The following is a 15,668-nucleotide window of genomic DNA, read 5'->3' on the forward strand; positions in this document are numbered from 1 at the left end:
CTCGCTAATCCAGCACAATCTCCATCCCGTCATATCCTGCTTCGATGCCTGTCGGCAGCGGATTTTCCATCAGCCACAGATCAAACTGATGGCTGATATGCGTCAGGATAACCCTTGGACAGCGGATAACCTCGTTCAGCGCGAGGACGGTATTGAGATCGCAATGATTGCGCGGCGGTTCGGCGCGCGGGGCATGGCTGCAGTCGATGATAATCACCTGCGGTGGGTTATTGTGGAGAAACTTCAGCGTCTTATCGGGAAGCCCGGCGGTGTCGGAGAGCCACGCCACCCGGCAGTGCGCGGTCTCGAACAAATAGCCAAACGTCAGCTTTGAATGGTTGAGCGGCAGCGGCGTCACCTGCAACCCTTGCAGGTCAAATACCACGAACGGCGCAACGGTATGGCTAAAATCGAGAATACCGGGGTGCTTAAACAGATCGTCGCAACCCTGCTCATCCGGTGGGCCGTACACCGGGATGCTCGCCCCCACGCCCCAGCGCAACGGAAACAGTCCTTGCACATGATCCATATGATAGTGGGTCAGCAGAAACTGCTGAAAGCTGCCCGCTGGCCAGTCGTCCATCAGATGCGGGATCCCCGCGTCCAGCAGGGTTACCGCATGATTGAATTTGACCACCCCGCTACAGGGGCGTCGACGGTATTGCGCCTGTACGCGCGCCCGCTGACAGGCCGCGCAGCCGCAGCCAAATGCCGGCACCAACTGCGCGCCGCCGGTTCCCGTCAGCGTAATGGTCAGACTCATGGCTCCCCCTACAACGGTTTGGTGAAGCGGAAATGGCTCTGGGTATAGCCTTCGCGCTGGTAGAAACGGTGCGCGTTAAGGCGTTGGGTGCTGGTGGAAAGCTCGGTCATTTCTGCGCCTGCTTCGCGTGCGGTGGCTTCGGCCCAGGCCAGTAGCTGACTGCCTACCGTTAATCCTCGCGCCTGTGGCATCACCACCAGTTCCTGAATCTCGCCAATCCAGTTGGCGTGGTGCAGATGAAACTGCAGGTGCAGACCGATCAAGCCGACGACTTCTCCGTCGAGCAGCGCCAATTGGTAGTGCATATTAGGATCTTGCAGATTCGCGGCGTATCCGGCGCTAAAGGCCTGGCGATCGAATTGTCCCTGCTTGAGTTCACAGATAAGCGCGTAAACCGCATCGGTATCGTAGAGCGTGGCGCGGCGTAATTCACAGACAGACATGTTTCTTCTCCTTGCGTCCCATCAGGGCGAGCAGTGTATCGACAGACTGTAGCAAACTGCCATCATTGTTGAGGACGTGGCAGTCATACGGCGCGTAGCGTGCCGCGCGTTCAAGGCGGGCGGCGATTTCCGTTTCACTCTCCCGCCCACGCGCCTGCAGACGCTGGCGTAGAATCGCCGGGGAAACCTGTAGGCAAATAGGAAGTAACGACGCGCCATAACGAGCCTGCGCCTGGGGCAGATGGGCGCGCGATCCGTTGACCACCACATCAAAACCGGCGTGCAGCCAGAGGTCAATCTCCACGCCCACGCCGTAGTAGAAGCCGTTTGCATGCCAGCTCAGCGCCAGCAGATTCTGCCCGGCGCGGGTAAAAAACTCTTGTTCGCTCAGCGCAATATGATTTTCATTCCCGGCGTTAGCGGCACGGGTGATGTATCGATGCGCCACCAGCAGTTGCGCGGGTTCCTGCAGGCGGAGTTCCGCCAGCAGACTGTCCTTACCAGAGCCGGATGGCCCCATCAGCCAGATCAGTTTCCCCATAGTCAGAATACCCTTTTGCCCTGACGCCAGACGTGGTCGATATGGATGTTGCCGCCTTTGCGATGTGCCAGCACCAGATCCGCCCGTTTACCTTCGGCAACAACGCCGCGATCGTCGAGATTCAATGCCCGCGCCGGATTGCGGGTCACCAGACGAATCGCCTGCGGCAGCGTAAAGCGGTTGGCGTCGTCATCCGCTACGCGAAATGCCGCGTCGAGCAGGCTGGCGGGGTAGTAATCGGAGGAGAGAATATCCAGTAACCCCAGCTCAGCCAGCTTATGCGCCGCCACATTGCCGGAATGAGACCCTCCGCGCACGATGTTTGGCGCGCCCATCAGCACGTTCATTCCGTGCTGGCGCGAGGCTTCAGCCGCCGCGAAAGTGGTAGGAAATTCGGCGATTACGCTGCCAAGTTGGTGCGATTCCAGCACATGTTCGCTGGTGGCATCGTCATGGCTCGCCAGCGCGATATTACGTTCGCGGCAAAGCTGGGCGATGGCGTTACGATTGGGCTGCGACCAGCGTGCGGCGAGGGCCAACTGTTCTTCTTCATAGCGGGCCATCTGCTCGTCGGTGAGCGAATATTTGCCCTGATAATACTCGCGGTACTTTTCTCGATTGGCGAACTGGCGCTGGCCCGGCGAATGATCCATCAGTGAAACCAGCGTCACCGGCTCGCGCCCGACCAGTTTTTCAAACAGCGGCAGGGTGGTGTGGTGCGGCAGTTCGCAGCGCAGATGCAGGCGGTGTTCGGCGCGATTGACCCCGCGTTTTTGCGTCTCTTCCACGGCGTTGATCATCTTCTCCAGATTTTCCAGCCGATCGCCGCCGTCGCGCACGTCGCCAATTGCCACCGCGTCCAGCACGGTAGTAATGCCGCTGGCGACCATTAGCGCGTCATGGCTGCTCATCGCCGAGTGGGCAGGCCAGTCGACCTTCGGGCGCGGGGTGAAGAATTTATCCAGATTATCGGTATGCAGCTCAATCAACCCTGGCAGCAGCCAGCCGCCTTCGCCGTCTAAAGCCTCAGGCAGACGGCTCTGGGTTTCGGCAAAGGCGCGAATAACCCCGCCCGCAATTTCCAGCGATCCTTGCACCACTTCATCTTCCAGAACCAGCTTTACATTGTTGATAATCATGCTGTTGTTCCCATCAGATGCAGACGGTCCGCTACGCGGTCGCGCACGGTTTGATCGTGAAAAATACCGACAATGGCTGCGCCGCGGGCTTTCGCCTCTTCAATCAACGCCACCACGGCAGCGCTGTTTTTGGCGTCCAATGAGGCGGTCGGCTCATCGAGCAGCAGAATAGGGTAATCGACGATAAACCCACGGGCGATGTTAACGCGCTGCTGTTCGCCACCGGAAAAGGTCGATGGCGCCAGGTGCCACAGGCGTTCCGGTACGTTGAGATGCGTTAACAGGCTGGCGGCTTTCGCGGCGCATTCTTCACGGGATACGCCGAGATCCAGCAGCGGCTGCATCACCACATCCAGGGCGCAGACACGGGGGATCACGCGCAGAAACTGACTTACCCAGCCGATGGTTGAACGGCGAACTTCCAGCACTTTGCGCGCCGGGGCCTGCACCAGATCGACCCATTCATCGCTGTGGCGAATGTGGATGTGCCCTTCATCCGGCAGGTAGTTGGCGTATAGCGAACGCAGCAACGTGGATTTACCGCTGCCCGAGTGACCGTGCAGCACCACGCATTCGCCGCTTTTCACTGCCAGAGTGGCGTTTTGCAGCACTGGCAGACGTACGCCGTTTTGCTGGTGGAGCACGAAGGTTTTACTGACATTTTCAACGCGAATCATTTTTGCCTCGAGATTTTTTGCCGGATGGCGGCTGCGCCTTATCCGGCCTACAAAAGTGCGATCCAGGTAGGCCCGATAAGCGCAGCGCCATCGGGCACAACAAAAAATCAGTTCTGCAATACGGACGACACCAGCAACTGGGTATACGGATGATGCGGATCGTCGAGCACGCGGTCGGTTAACCCACTTTCCACCACCTGACCCTGTTTCATCACCAGCAAACGGTCCGCCAGCAGACGCGCTACGCCCAGATCGTGGGTGACAATCACCACCGCCAGATCCAGTTCCACCACCAGACCGCGCAGCAGATCCAGCAGTTTGGCCTGTACCGATACGTCCAGCCCGCCGGTGGGTTCATCCATAAACACCAGCTTCGGGTGGGTGACGAGGTTACGGGCGATCTGCAGGCGTTGCTGCATGCCGCCAGAGAAGGTGGTCGGCAGGTCGTCGATACGTGAGGCGGGGATCTCCACCTCCTCCAGCCAACGCTGCGCGGTGGCGCGAATGTCGCCATAGTGGCGCGCGCCGGTGGCCATCAGGCGTTCGCCGATATTGCCGCCTGCGGAAACCTGACGGCGCAGGCCATCCAGCGGATGCTGATGCACCACGCCCCACTCGGTGCGCAGCAGACGGCGGCGGTCGGCCTCGTTCATGTCGTACAACGAACGGTTCTGATACAATATTTCACCGTTCTGTGGCGTCAGACGTGAAGAGATTGATTTCAGCAGAGTGGTTTTGCCGGAACCGGACTCGCCGACGATACCCAGCACTTCGCCAGGCCACAGGTCAAACGAGACGTCGCTGAAGCCTTTGCCCGGCGCGTAGAGATGAGTCAGGTTGTTGACTGAAAGCAGCGGTTGCGTCATTTGCTGAGAGCCTCGCTCTGTTGGCGGCAGTAGTCGGTGTCGGAACAGACAAACATGCGTTTGCCGGTGTCATCGAGCACCACTTCATCGAGATAGCTGTGGGTAGAGCCGCAAATGGCGCAAGGCTCATCCCAGCTCTGCACGGTAAACGGGTGATCGTCGAAATCGAGGCTCTCTACGCGGGTGTAAGGTGGAACGGCATAGATGCGCTTTTCACGACCAGCGCCAAACAGTTGCAGGGCCGGCATCATGTCCATCTTCGGATTGTCGAATTTCGGGATGGGCGATGGGTCCATGACGTAGCGGTTATTGACCTTCACCGGATAGGCGTAGGTCGTGGCGATATGGCCGAAGCGGGCGATATCTTCATACAGTTTCACCTGCATGATGCCGTACTCTTCCAGCGCGTGCATGGTGCGGGTTTCCGTTTCGCGCGGTTCAATAAAGCGCAGCGGCTCGGGGATTGGCACCTGGAAAATGATTATCTGATCTTCCACCAAGGGTGTTTCCGGGATGCGGTGGCGGGTCTGGATCAGCGTGGCGTCTTCGGTACGCTCCGTCGTCGCCACGCCCGTCACGCGTTTGAAGAAGTTGCGGATCGACACCGCGTTGGTGGTGTCGTCCGCGCCCTGGTCAATCACCTTCAGCACGTCCGGTTCGCCAATCACGCTGGCGGTAAGCTGAATGCCGCCCGTGCCCCAGCCGTAGGGCATCGGCATTTCACGTCCGCCAAATGGGACCTGATAGCCGGGGATGGCTACCGCTTTCAGAATGGCGCGGCGGATCATGCGTTTGGTCTGTTCATCAAGATACGCAAAGTTGTAGCCGGAGAGGTTAGCGGTCACGGGCGGCCTCCTGTTGCAGGCGTTTGAGCAGTTCCAGTTCGGCCTGGAAATCGACGTAATGGGGGAGCTTGAGGTGCGATACAAAACCCGCCGCCTCGACGTTATCCGCATGTGCCAGCACGAACTCTTCGTCCTGCGCCGGTCCCGTGACCGTTTCATCGTATTCGGCCGCCTGTAAGGCGCGGTCCACTAGCGCCATCGCCATCGCTTTACGTTCGCTCATGCCGAACACCAGACCGTAGCCGCGGATAAAATGGGGAGATTCGTTCTCTGGCGCGACAAAGCCGTTGACCATTTCACACTCCGTCATCAGCAGTTCGCCGACGTTCACCGCAAATCCCAGCTCTTCCGGTACGGTTTCCAGCGCGACGTAGCCGCTGCGGATCTCGGCGGCAAACGGGTGGTTGCGTCCGTAACCGCGTTGGGTGGAGTAGGCCAGTGCCAACAGATAGCCCTCGTCGCCGCGCATCAGCTGTTGCAGGCGTGAGGCACGCGAGCACGGGTAAACCGGCGGCGTGCGAGTGATATCGTCGGGTGCGTCGCCGTTATCTTCTTCGCGTTTTGCCAGCCCCTGGTTTGCCAGCAGGGAAAAGACGTGCGGGGAGGCATCCTGCGTGTTATCCGCGCAGCGCAGCGGCGGCGTTTCACCATTGGCCAGCAGGGTAAAATCCAGCAGGCGATGGGTGTAATCGTAGGTTGGACCTAACAGTTGCCCGCCGGGAATGTCCTTGTAGACCGCGGAGATTCGGCGTTCAAGGCGCATTTCCGCACTGTTTATCGGTTCGCTGACTGCCACCTTTGCCAACGTCGTGCGATAGGCGCGCAGCAAAAAGATGGCTTCGACGTTATCGCCGCTGGCCTGCTTTAGCGCCAGCGCCGCCAGTTCGCGGTCGGCGATGCCGCCTTCGGTCATCACCCGATCGACGGCCAGGTTCATCTGCTGTTCGATTTGCGCGACGCTCAGTTCGGCAATGGTCTCCTCGCCCCGGCGTCGGTTTTCCTGCAGGGCGTGGGCGCTGGCTATCGCCTTTTCGCCCCCTTTGACAGCGACGTACATCAGCACACCTCCACATGAGTCGTTCGCGGAATAGCCAGCAGGCGTTCGCCGCAGGTGAGGATCAGATCGACCCCCAGCGGGAACGGATGCGGGCGTTCGGTGAGTTCGTGAATCAGGCATTCCGGCAGCTGCGGCGCGATCATGCGTTCCTCGGCGATACCGGCGCCGGTCAGACGCAGCATGCGTCCGCCGCTTAAGCCAGAGACCTGAACAATCAGCGTTGCGCTGGTCTCTGGCGCGACGGCGGAACCGGCGGAGAGGGCGTTTAGCTGTTCGCTGCTGATGCGTTCGTCGGCGACGGCAAAAGCCGCCAGCTGCGGCTGATCCACCAGCGGCGCGTTGGTATGAAAACGCAGATTCTGCCGGGCAATATCGTTATCCATCGACGGCGCCAGCCAGACCGGCGTGTCGCCATCAACCAGCGTCAGCAGCACGCTGGTGGTTGCCAGGCCCAGCGGCTGCCAGCCATGTTTCAGTTGATGCAGGGCGACGATCACGCCCGGTTCACTCATGGCTTTCAGCAGGCGACGAAAGCTCTGCTGCGCATCCTGAACGGGTAAATTAAAAGCGGTTTGTAAGGTCATGCGTTATCTCCGCGTACCAGCGTGAAGAAGTCGACCCGGCTGGCGTTGATTTCGGCACGGCGTGCGCTAATCAGCGCATCGCGTTCCGCTTCCAGCGGGACAATCAAGGTTTCCATTAAGCTTTGGAAATCCGTTTGTTCCTGCAGCAGGGCGTCAATTACCGCGCACTGCTCGGCATGGTGTTTGTTACGTCCCAGCAGGTAGCTGTAACCCAGCGTGCCGCTCTTCAGGCGCACCACCGCGCGGGTGAGCGTAGTGTCGCCAGCAAAGAAGCGATTGCCGGTACCGCCCATGCGGGCCTGGATTTGCATCAGTCCGCATTCCGGTGCGCGGATAAGTTCATAGTCCGGCGTCAGTTTGAGCGCGTTGATGCGGGCGTTCAGCGCATCGGCATTGCTGTAAGCCAGCGCGCGCATCCAGCGCTGGCGGGTGGCGGTATCGAAATGCATTCAGTGCTCCATAGTGAATTCGATCATGTCGGCGCGGGTCAGGCTGACGGAGTATTCCGCTGCCTGCTCTTCGCCTTCACGGTGGTTCAGGGTGCGCACGCACAGCAGCGGCGCCATGTTGGGGATTTCCAGCACCTTGCTCTCTTTGGCCTGGGCCCGGCGGGCGCTGATGCGTGTTTGCGTGCGCAGGAGCGTCAGACCGGACTGTTCGCGTAAGTAGTCATGCAACGAACCGCTGGTAAAGCCCTGCAGCAGCGGCCACAGCGTGAGGTCGGAAAAATAGTGGTCGATTTGGCACAGGGCGATGCCGTTAACCCGGCGCAGAGTACGCAGGTGAATAACGTTATCGCCTTCGTTAATGCTGAGCGCGTCGGCAATATGGCTGGAGGCCGGGCGCAGCACCGCCAGCAGTTTTTCGCTGGTGGGGTGGCTACCCTGGTCCAGCAGGTTCTGACTGAAACGCGCCTGGGCATTGAGCGGGTAATCAAACGGGCGCATCAGCACCAGCACGCCGACGCCCTGGCGACGTTGAACCCAACCGCGCTCAACCAACTGGTCAATGGCGCGGCGCAGGGTATGGCGATTCACCTCGTAGCGCGCGGCAAGCTGCTGCTCGGCGGGCAGATAGTCCCCGCAGCGATAATGTTGACGAAGCTCCTGCTCAAGTCTCGCGGCAATTTCCTGATAACGCGTTGGATAACTGGTCGGATGTGTAGACAAGTGCATAGCAATCAATGCCTCGTTAATCAGATAAAGTGCTTACGCAAACGCTGGGAAAGGAAATCCAGCAGGCTGACGGTGACGATGATTAACACCATCAGGGCGCAGGTTTGCTGGAACTGGAAGCCGCGGATCGCCTCCCATAAGGTCACGCCGATACCGCCTGCGCCCACCATGCCGACCACCGTGGCCGAGCGAACGTTGGACTCAAAACGGTACAGCGAGTAGGAGATCAGCAGCGGCATCACCTGCGGCAAAACGCCGTAGAGGATCTCTTCAATTTTGTTGGCCCCGGTGGCGCGAATGCCTTCTACCGGACCCGGTTCAATGGCTTCTACCGCTTCGGAAAGCAGCTTGGAGAGCACCCCGGTAGTGTGGATAAACAGCGCCATCACCCCGGCGAACGGACCTAAGCCGACGGCGACCACGAACAGCATGGCGAAGACCATTTCGTTGATGGCGCGGCAGGCATCCATCGCTCTGCGCATTGGCTGGTAAATCCACCACGGCACGAGGTTATCGGCGCACATCAGGCCGAAAGGAATCGACAGCACAACGGCGAGGGCAGTACCCCAGACGGCGATTTGCAGGGTGACGGCCATTTCACCGAGATAGTCCTGCCACTGGCTGAAGTCCGGCGGGAAGAAGTCGGCGGCGAAGGTCGCCATATTGCCGGAATCCTGGATCAGCGTGAGCGGAGCCATTTCGGCACCTTTCCACGAGACCACCAGCACGGCGAGAAGAATGGCCCAGCTCAGTAGCGAGAACCAGCTACGTTTGGGCGGGGCGACGGTGATGGTTTGCATGTTTAGCTCCGTTGGTACGTGTGTTTGCGTGGTAGGCCGGATGGCGCTGCGCTTATCCGGCCTACAATCCGCTCTACAAATCACTGCACCGCTTTGGTGACGCTGGTCATAGCGCCCAGCGCGGCGGTCAGACGGTCCAGATCGTCGAGCTGCGCTTTCAGCGCCGAGGTTTTGCTGGCTTTCTGTTCCTCGTTCAGCCCTTTGTTGTCCTTCACGCCCTGCATCTCTTTAAACAGCGCCAGTTGACGAATTGGCACCAGTTGCAGGTCGCTGGAGGCACGGAACGGCGCCCAGCCCAGGCGTTCAAGTACGGTTTTCTGTTCCGGCGTTTTGCCGTAGTTCATAAAGAAGTCGTACACCTTGTCCTTGGTGGTTTCGGAGAGGTTTTTACGCCAGACGATCGGATCGCCCGGGATCAGCGGTGACTTCCAGATCACCTTCAGCTCTTTCAGTTTTTCCGGTGCGGAAGTTTTCAGTTTGTCGAGGTTTTCGGTGTTGTTGGTGGCGACATTGACCTGCTTGTTGGCAACGGCCAGCGCGTTGGTTTCGTGTCCGGCGTTAACGGTGCGTTTGAAATCACTGGCGGAGATGTTGTTTTTGGCGAAGACGTAGTAACCGGGGACGAGGAAGCCTGACGTGGAGTTGGGATCGCCGTTGCCGAAGGTCAGATCTTTACGTTTGGCGATCAGATCGTTCAGGTTGTTGATCGGACTGTCTTTGTTGACGATCAACACGCTCCAGTACCCCGGAGATCCGTCGGCGGCGACGGTCTGGGCAAACACTTGTCCGTTAGCGCGATCCACCGCTTCCATTGCCGAGAGGTTGCCGTACCAGGCGATATCGACTTTGTTAAAGCGCATTCCCTGGATGATCCCGGCGTAGTCCGGGGCGAAGAAGGCGTTCACTTTCACGCCCAGTGACTTTTCCATGTCCTTCAGGAACGGTTCCCACTGCGGCTTCAGGTTTTGCTGTGATTCGGTCGAAATAATGCCAAAGTTCAGCGCTTTTTCCTGCTCTTCGGCATGGACCGGGCTGAGCAGGGTGCTGAGACTAAACATGCTGGTAAAGGCCAGCGCGGCAACTGTCTTATAGCTCATTTCCATTCCTCATTGTGGGGATGTCAGGCAGCCTGCGCGTTCTGTTCGACGCGGTTCATGCTGCGGTAGAGATGGTCAAAACGATCGTTATCAAAATGCTGGCTGCTGCCGTCAAAGAAGACGTTGCCCTGGCGCAGCGCGACGATGCGTTCGCAATAGCGCAGGGCGTAATCCACCTGGTGCAGCGTGACGACCACGGTGATGCCGTCGGTCTGATTAATGTCGCGCAGGGTATCCATTACGATGCGTGCGGATTCCGGGTCCAGCGAGGCAATCGGCTCGTCGGCCAGGATCACTTTGGCCTGCTGCATCAGCGCCCGGGCGATAGCGACGCGCTGCTGTTGCCCGCCCGAAAGCGTGGAAACGCGCTGATACGCAAAGTGCGCCATGCCAACGCGGGTCAGCGCCTGGAGCGCGCGCTGTTTCTGCTCCTGACTGAACCAGCTAAAACAGGTGCGCCAGAACGGCGTGCTGCCGAGCGCGCCAATCAGGACGTTCTCCAGTACCGTCAGACGGTTAACCAGATTGAACTGCTGGAAGATATAGCCGGTGTGGGCGCGGCTTTGGCGGATATCGCGTGCCAGCCGACCTTCGTGTTGGACGGTGCGACCCAACAGCTCAACATGGCTACCGGGCGATTTATCCCCGGTGATCAAACCGCTTAAATGACGTAAAAGGGTGGATTTGCCGGAGCCAGACGGCCCAAGCAGAGCCACCATCTCACCGGAACAGATGCTCAGATCAACCGCATTGAGCGCCTGATGCTGGTTGAAGGATTTGGAGAGTTTCTCGACGCGGATAATCGTTTGCATGATGCGGCCTCCCTAAAAAAGTGGCCCCATCGTGGCGGATCAATGTGACGTTTTCGTTAAGGGATGGTTACTCAACGATGAAGAGTTGAGCGATTTTTGATGACAGTACGGGAGGACAAGCCTCCCGTTGGATTACTCGGTAGGTTGCTGCTGTTTGACGACGTTGATCATCCACGGTACGCCATACTGGTCGCTCACTTTACCAAAACCGTGGGCCCAGAAGGTTTCCTGCCAGTCCATTTCGATTTTTCCGTTTGCCGCGAGGTTATCAAACCAGCGCTTGCCTTCGTCGACATTTTGCGTGTCGAGCACCAGCGTAAAGCCAGAGTAGTGGGCATTTCCATCGGGGGCGCTATCGCTCATCATAATGTCGCTGCCCGCAACGCGCAGGTTGGCGTGGGCGATAGCGGTATCGGGGAATTTCATTCCTGAAGGGCAACCTTCTTCACTGTCCTGCGCCGATTTGGGCATTTCACCGAAGTTGATTTTGTAGAGCAGCTCGGCGCCTAATGTTTTTTGGTAGTAGGCGATGGCGTCTGCGCAGTTGCCTGCAAAGGAGATATAGGGACTTAACGGCATGATCTTTACCTCAGGTAAAAGAAACCAGTTAAGTGTAGTTAGCGTCTGCAAAAATAAACCAGGCGGGAAGTATGAGCTTCCCGCCTGGCAGATGAGCTGACACAGGCCTGATTAGCGCAGCGCCATCAGGCAATTTGCATCAGTTCTTTTTCACAAACTCTGATTTCAGCTTCATTGGGCCAAAGCCATCGATTTTGCAATCGATGTTATGGTCGCCTTCCACCAGACGAATGTTTTTTACTTTGGTACCGATCTTCAGCATTGAAGAACTACCTTTTACCTTCAGGTCTTTCACTACGGTAACGCTGTCGCCGTCGGCCAGCAGGTTGCCGTTAGCATCTTTAACGATAAGTTCGTCGCTGTCCTGAGCCGGTTCAGCATCGTTCCATTCGTGAGCGCATTCCGGGCAGATGAACATGCCGTTATCTTCGTAAGTGTATTCGGAGTTGCATTGTGGGCAGTGTGGTAATGACATGTGGATTTCCTCAAAAGTCAGCAGGGGCAAATGCGCCCAAAAAATGGCAGATTGCCGAAAAAGGCCGCAATTATACATAAAATCCCTGCTTTTGTCGGGACTACTGCGCGATAAAGCAAAATGATCTGCTGTAAAGATCCTTTGCTTTCACAGCAATGAAGTATGGCGCAATATTTTTTAAGGGAAATTGCTACGCCAGGTTATTTAAGATAAGGTGAGGCGAAATAACTGATATTTATAGGTAACACCGCTTACGGGTGTCTACGTCCTGATGGTTGAATATCTCCTGGCCCCTTAATTTTAGTAGGGGAATTCAGCGGGTATTCTTTAAAACTGAACTACGCTGTTTATCTTTCTTACTTATTACATAAGTGAGAGGCATCAGGCCAGCGGTTATATGCCAAATTTATTTTAATAATATCAATTGGTTGTTTCGATTTTAATTATTTCCACACGTAATTATAAAAGCCGAAAATCTATAAATAAAACGATTAGGCTAAATAAAAGCAATGCCATTTGCGTTAAGGAAAAATTTTCCATGCACACACAGACAATATATGAATTAAGTCAGGAAGCTGAACGCTTGCTGATGCTCTCTCTTGAACATCTCCGGCAATTACAAAAATTGCCCATCACGTCGTTAGATGATGTCGCGCTGCAACATGGAGAGCATAGCAGACAGGTTGTTCAGCCCCTGCATTTCAGCGCGCGTGGTATGGATGCCCAGCAGGCGACGCTTAATAATGAGCTGCGCAAGATTACGCGTCTGGAAATGGTGCTGGCCATCGTTGGCACCATGAAAGCGGGAAAATCGACGACGATTAACGCGATTGTCGGCACAGAAGTTTTACCTAATCGTAATCGTCCGATGACGGCGTTACCGACGCTTATTCGCCATACGCCGGGGCAGAAAGAGCCGGTACTGCATTTTTCGCATGTCGCGCCGATCGAAGCCTTAATGAAGGTTTTACAGCAGCGCATGCGGGCATGCGATCGCCAGCGTCTTACGCAGACGCTGGAAATTGATAAGGATATGAACGTCCTGCTGCAGCATATTGAAAACGGCGTGGCTTTTGAACGGTATTATCTTGGCGCACAGCCTATTTTCCATTGTCTTAAAAGCCTGAATGACCTGGTGCGTTTGTCAAAAGCGCTGGAGGCTGATTTTCCTTTTGCCGCTTATGCCGCGATTGAGCATATTCCGGTTATCGAGGTCGAATTTGTCCATTTGGCCGGACAGGCAAGCTATCCGGGGCAATTAACGCTGCTGGATACGCCGGGGCCGAACGAGGCCGGACAACCGCACTTACAAAAAATGCTGAATGAACAGCTGGCGCGGGCTTCTGCGGTCCTGGCGGTAATGGATTACACCCAACTGAAGTCGATTTCTGATGAGGAAGTCCGTCGGGCGATTATGGCGGTCGGGAAAACAGTGCCGCTGTACGCGCTGGTCAACAAATTCGATCAGAAAGACCGCAACAGTGATGATGAAGAGCAGGTGCGGGCTTTGATTTCCGGCACGCTGATGCAAGGCGGAATCACCCCTGAACGGATCTATCCGGTTTCCTCGATGTGGGGCTATCTGGCGAACAGAGCGCGTCATGAGCTAACCACCCGCGGGCGGTTGCCGGATCATCAGGTGCAACGCTGGGTACAGGATTTTGCCGAAGCGGCGCTGGGCAGGCGCTGGCGTACCACCGATCTTGAGGATACGGAGCACATCCGTCATGCCGCCGATTTACTGTGGGAAGATTCGTTGTTTGAGCAGCCGATTCAGAACGTGATTCATGCCGCTCACGCCAATGCTTCGCTGTATGCGTTACGTTCCGCGTCGCATAAGTTATTGAACTATGCGCAAAGCGCGCACGAATATCTGGAGTTTCGCGCCCACGGATTAACGGTGGCCTATGAAAAACTGCGGCTGAACATTACGCATATTGAAGAGGATATGCAGCAGTTACAGGTAAGTCAGGGGCGAGTGAGCGATGAAGTTAACCATGAAGTAGAACTGGCGCTCGCATCTGCCGCGACCTATCTCAATGAGCAACAGACTGAGATTCTGTGCGGCATCAATACGTTTTTTGTCAAAGAAAACGTCCTGATGATGTCACCGCACGGCCAGGGATCAGGCGCTATAACGGCTGAAATGGCGGGTGAAATGCTGGTGCTGCATGACGAAGGGCAGGCGAAAATCGTCTTAGATAAAATGCGCTCGTCCTGTGAAGGGGTATTGCTGGCAGCCCAGGAGAGTATTAGCCGGGATTTAGCGCTACGTTTTGAGCAGCTTGAGTCGACCCTGTCCCGGGCACTCAATGACGCTATGCGGCCTATTGAATCGCGGGTGAAAGAGGAGCTGAATCACGCCGGATTTCGTGCGCGTATCCGTTTTCCGGCCTTTCATGCGGCGATGTTTAATTTTAATACCCGCCAGCTATTTAATGAGGCTATTGAACAGGATATTCCGGCGGAAAATACGTCGTCTACTGGCGGTGTGGTGCGTGACACTTTCTCCCGTTGGCTGAATCAACCCAACTGGGGATGGAATGATTACGTCGAAACAAAAACGCGTTATCTCATTGATATGGGCGCGCTGCACAAGAGCCTTGTGCATTACGTTACCCAGTTTTGCCAACAAATTCGTAAAGCTTTAGTTGCTCAGGTCGATATTTCCGTTACGGCAGGCATGGCCACGTTTTTTGCTGATTTTTCGCTGTGTCTGGCGCAATTACAGGCGAGCCTGCGTGAGAGCCTGACCCTGCGCCAGCAAAATGAGTCTGCGGTGAATGCGTTGAATGAACAATTACAGCATCGCATTACGACGGCGGCATGGCTTTTTGAAGATTCCCGCTTGCTGCGCGACGATATCAACACCCTTTTTGCAACTGAGCACACATGACTAACGTGTTACTGGAAGGCCCCGGGCGGACGCTGGAGTGTGTCTACCCGAAGTTTATGGTCGATCTGGTTCAAGGAGATGAAACCAAACGTTCCGGCGGTTTTCTGCAACAGCAGCAGCGGCTGCGTGCGCGCCTGACGCAGGAGGTGCTATCCCAGACGCAACTTCGGGCGTGGGTGATGGCGGGAGTGTCCAGCGAGCATCTGGTGATGCGTCTGAAGCTGGTGGAGAAGTTGGCGGGCATGATCGACCCGGGCCATCTGGCGCTGGTGCGCATCGCCGAACGGCTAATGTTTTTGCAACAGACCGAACATCCGCGGGGGCTGTCCACCCCCGGTCTCATACAGCAGATAAATTCGCTTACGGACTGGTTCACTCAACGCGGTGCGTATAAGGAGAAGGCATTGACGCAACGCGGCCTGACGGTTCAGGCGGGCGAACACAGCGAGCAAATTTTTACCCGGTGGCGGGCTGGGGCGTATGACGGCTGGTCGTTACCCGGACGCTGTTTTGTCGCGCTGGAAGAACTGCGCTGGGGAGCTTTTGGTGACGCCTGCCGATTAGCGAATGCCGATGTGGTCTCAATGCTTAAAGACAATCTGCGCATCATGGCAGCTCAGACGCTGGCAGACAGCGTGAATGCGGCGCCCGCTACGCGTCATTATTATCATCATTGGCTCAGCGCGCCGACGGTTGGCGGCTCGGGCGAGCACAACGATATGTTGAGTTGGTTAGGCGACTGGTGTGATGCGCAGCGCCATCCGGTGAGCTGGTCGGTGACGCAGCGATGGCAGAATGTGGCGTTGGGAATGCCGCGATTGTGTTCGGCGAAACGGCTGGCTGATGCGATGGTTGAGGAGATTTTTGCACCGTCCCCACTCATCAATTGAGCAGGGACGGTCAGTGGGGCTAAGGAAGA

18 protein-coding genes are annotated in these 15,668 nt (G+C 56.8%); 2 read left to right on the forward strand and 16 right to left on the reverse strand.

Annotated features, from left to right (window positions below):
* Positions 1–4 precede the first annotated feature (4 nt).
* From phnP to JSN25_RS07255, 16 genes are all read right to left on the reverse strand, one after another.
* Positions 5–763, reverse strand: a complete 759-nt coding sequence (gene phnP, locus JSN25_RS07180) for a phosphonate metabolism protein PhnP (RefSeq protein ID WP_199980388.1) — start codon at positions 761–763, stop codon at positions 5–7.
* An 8-nt stretch (positions 764–771) separates the two neighbouring features.
* Positions 772–1,206 (reverse strand): aminoalkylphosphonate N-acetyltransferase, encoded by a 435-nt coding sequence (gene phnO / locus JSN25_RS07185; RefSeq protein WP_069325128.1) that lies wholly within the window; start codon positions 1,204–1,206, stop codon positions 772–774.
* A complete protein-coding gene (gene phnN, locus JSN25_RS07190; protein ID WP_038636371.1) occupies positions 1,193–1,747 on the reverse strand; it encodes a ribose 1,5-bisphosphokinase in 555 nt (184 codons plus the stop codon). Before phnN ends, phnO begins: the two co-directional genes overlap by 14 nt.
* A gap of 2 nt (positions 1,748–1,749) precedes the next feature.
* Positions 1,750–2,886, reverse strand: coding sequence for an alpha-D-ribose 1-methylphosphonate 5-triphosphate diphosphatase (gene phnM / locus JSN25_RS07195; protein WP_085049652.1), 1,137 nt, complete (start codon positions 2,884–2,886; stop codon positions 1,750–1,752).
* Entirely contained in the window at positions 2,883–3,563 is a 681-nt protein-coding gene (gene phnL, locus JSN25_RS07200) for a phosphonate C-P lyase system protein PhnL (protein ID WP_204525564.1), read from the reverse strand. Before phnL ends, phnM begins: the two co-directional genes overlap by 4 nt.
* A 107-nt stretch (positions 3,564–3,670) precedes the next feature.
* The gene (phnK, locus tag JSN25_RS07205; RefSeq protein ID WP_038636380.1) at positions 3,671–4,429 is read right to left on the reverse strand and encodes a phosphonate C-P lyase system protein PhnK; all 759 of its coding nucleotides are present in this window, start codon (positions 4,427–4,429) and stop codon (positions 3,671–3,673) included.
* Entirely contained in the window at positions 4,426–5,217 is a 792-nt protein-coding gene (gene phnJ, locus JSN25_RS07210; protein WP_230592289.1) for an alpha-D-ribose 1-methylphosphonate 5-phosphate C-P-lyase PhnJ, read from the reverse strand. Before phnJ ends, phnK begins: the two co-directional genes overlap by 4 nt.
* 46 nt (positions 5,218–5,263) lie before the next feature.
* A complete protein-coding gene (locus tag JSN25_RS07215) occupies positions 5,264–6,331 on the reverse strand; it encodes a carbon-phosphorus lyase complex subunit (protein WP_204525565.1) in 1,068 nt (355 codons plus the stop codon).
* The gene (phnH, locus tag JSN25_RS07220; RefSeq protein WP_003031824.1) at positions 6,331–6,915 is read right to left on the reverse strand and encodes a phosphonate C-P lyase system protein PhnH; all 585 of its coding nucleotides are present in this window, start codon (positions 6,913–6,915) and stop codon (positions 6,331–6,333) included. The genes JSN25_RS07215 and phnH overlap by 1 nt, the downstream gene beginning before the upstream one ends.
* Positions 6,912–7,364, reverse strand: a complete 453-nt coding sequence (gene phnG / locus JSN25_RS07225; RefSeq protein WP_204525566.1) for a phosphonate C-P lyase system protein PhnG — start codon at positions 7,362–7,364, stop codon at positions 6,912–6,914. The genes phnH and phnG overlap by 4 nt, the downstream gene beginning before the upstream one ends.
* Positions 7,365–8,090: a phosphonate metabolism transcriptional regulator PhnF gene (gene phnF, locus JSN25_RS07230; RefSeq protein WP_085049657.1), complete on the reverse strand. Its 726-nt coding sequence runs from the start codon at positions 8,088–8,090 to the stop codon at positions 7,365–7,367. It lies immediately after the preceding gene.
* A 20-nt stretch (positions 8,091–8,110) separates the two neighbouring features.
* Positions 8,111–8,890, reverse strand: coding sequence for a phosphonate ABC transporter, permease protein PhnE (gene phnE / locus JSN25_RS07235; RefSeq protein WP_038636402.1), 780 nt, complete (start codon positions 8,888–8,890; stop codon positions 8,111–8,113).
* An 80-nt stretch (positions 8,891–8,970) separates the two neighbouring features.
* The gene (gene phnD / locus JSN25_RS07240) at positions 8,971–9,987 is read right to left on the reverse strand and encodes a phosphonate ABC transporter substrate-binding protein (RefSeq protein WP_204525567.1); all 1,017 of its coding nucleotides are present in this window, start codon (positions 9,985–9,987) and stop codon (positions 8,971–8,973) included.
* 23 nt (positions 9,988–10,010) lie between these two features.
* A complete protein-coding gene (phnC, locus tag JSN25_RS07245; RefSeq protein WP_038636408.1) occupies positions 10,011–10,799 on the reverse strand; it encodes a phosphonate ABC transporter ATP-binding protein in 789 nt (262 codons plus the stop codon).
* A gap of 132 nt (positions 10,800–10,931) precedes the next feature.
* Positions 10,932–11,378, reverse strand: a complete 447-nt coding sequence (yjdN, locus tag JSN25_RS07250; protein ID WP_038636411.1) for a VOC family metalloprotein YjdN — start codon at positions 11,376–11,378, stop codon at positions 10,932–10,934.
* Positions 11,379–11,517: 139 nt separating this feature from the next.
* Complete coding sequence (locus tag JSN25_RS07255; protein ID WP_003031835.1) at positions 11,518–11,853, reverse strand: zinc ribbon domain-containing protein YjdM; 336 nt, start codon at positions 11,851–11,853, stop codon at positions 11,518–11,520.
* A gap of 538 nt (positions 11,854–12,391) precedes the next feature.
* Between JSN25_RS07255 and crfC the strand changes: the two genes are divergently transcribed.
* Positions 12,392–14,749: a clamp-binding protein CrfC gene (gene crfC, locus JSN25_RS07260; protein WP_204525568.1), complete on the forward strand. Its 2,358-nt coding sequence runs from the start codon at positions 12,392–12,394 to the stop codon at positions 14,747–14,749.
* Complete coding sequence (locus JSN25_RS07265; protein ID WP_069325135.1) at positions 14,746–15,639, forward strand: diguanylate cyclase regulator RdcB family protein; 894 nt, start codon at positions 14,746–14,748, stop codon at positions 15,637–15,639. Before crfC ends, JSN25_RS07265 begins: the two co-directional genes overlap by 4 nt.
* Positions 15,640–15,668 lie beyond the last annotated feature (29 nt).

The sequence above is a fragment of the Citrobacter cronae genome, assembly GCF_016893685.1.
Classification (GTDB): domain Bacteria; phylum Pseudomonadota; class Gammaproteobacteria; order Enterobacterales; family Enterobacteriaceae; genus Citrobacter; species Citrobacter werkmanii.

Bases quoted from the DNA above. Each gene is read 5' to 3' on its own strand.
- JSN25_RS07255 (WP_003031835.1), bottom strand. From the start codon at position 11,853: ATGTCATTACCACACTGCCCACAATGCAACTCCGAATACACTTACGAA.
- phnP (WP_199980388.1), bottom strand. From the start codon at position 763: ATGAGTCTGACCATTACGCTGACGGGAACCGGCGGCGCGCAGTTGGTG.
- crfC (WP_204525568.1), top strand. From the start codon at position 12,392: ATGCACACACAGACAATATATGAATTAAGTCAGGAAGCTGAACGCTTG.
- yjdN (WP_038636411.1), bottom strand. From the start codon at position 11,378: ATGCCGTTAAGTCCCTATATCTCCTTTGCAGGCAACTGCGCAGACGCC.
- phnH (WP_003031824.1), bottom strand. From the start codon at position 6,915: ATGACCTTACAAACCGCTTTTAATTTACCCGTTCAGGATGCGCAGCAG.
- phnL (WP_204525564.1), bottom strand. From the start codon at position 3,563: ATGATTCGCGTTGAAAATGTCAGTAAAACCTTCGTGCTCCACCAGCAA.
- phnO (WP_069325128.1), bottom strand. From the start codon at position 1,206: ATGTCTGTCTGTGAATTACGCCGCGCCACGCTCTACGATACCGATGCG.
- phnC (WP_038636408.1), bottom strand. From the start codon at position 10,799: ATGCAAACGATTATCCGCGTCGAGAAACTCTCCAAATCCTTCAACCAG.
- phnF (WP_085049657.1), bottom strand. From the start codon at position 8,090: ATGCACTTGTCTACACATCCGACCAGTTATCCAACGCGTTATCAGGAA.
- phnE (WP_038636402.1), bottom strand. From the start codon at position 8,890: ATGCAAACCATCACCGTCGCCCCGCCCAAACGTAGCTGGTTCTCGCTA.
- phnM (WP_085049652.1), bottom strand. From the start codon at position 2,886: ATGATTATCAACAATGTAAAGCTGGTTCTGGAAGATGAAGTGGTGCAA.
- phnK (WP_038636380.1), bottom strand. From the start codon at position 4,429: ATGACGCAACCGCTGCTTTCAGTCAACAACCTGACTCATCTCTACGCG.
- phnG (WP_204525566.1), bottom strand. From the start codon at position 7,364: ATGCATTTCGATACCGCCACCCGCCAGCGCTGGATGCGCGCGCTGGCT.
- phnJ (WP_230592289.1), bottom strand. From the start codon at position 5,217: ATGATCCGCCGCGCCATTCTGAAAGCGGTAGCCATCCCCGGCTATCAG.
- JSN25_RS07265 (WP_069325135.1), top strand. From the start codon at position 14,746: ATGACTAACGTGTTACTGGAAGGCCCCGGGCGGACGCTGGAGTGTGTC.
- phnN (WP_038636371.1), bottom strand. From the start codon at position 1,747: ATGGGGAAACTGATCTGGCTGATGGGGCCATCCGGCTCTGGTAAGGAC.
- phnD (WP_204525567.1), bottom strand. From the start codon at position 9,987: ATGAGCTATAAGACAGTTGCCGCGCTGGCCTTTACCAGCATGTTTAGT.
- JSN25_RS07215 (WP_204525565.1), bottom strand. From the start codon at position 6,331: ATGTACGTCGCTGTCAAAGGGGGCGAAAAGGCGATAGCCAGCGCCCAC.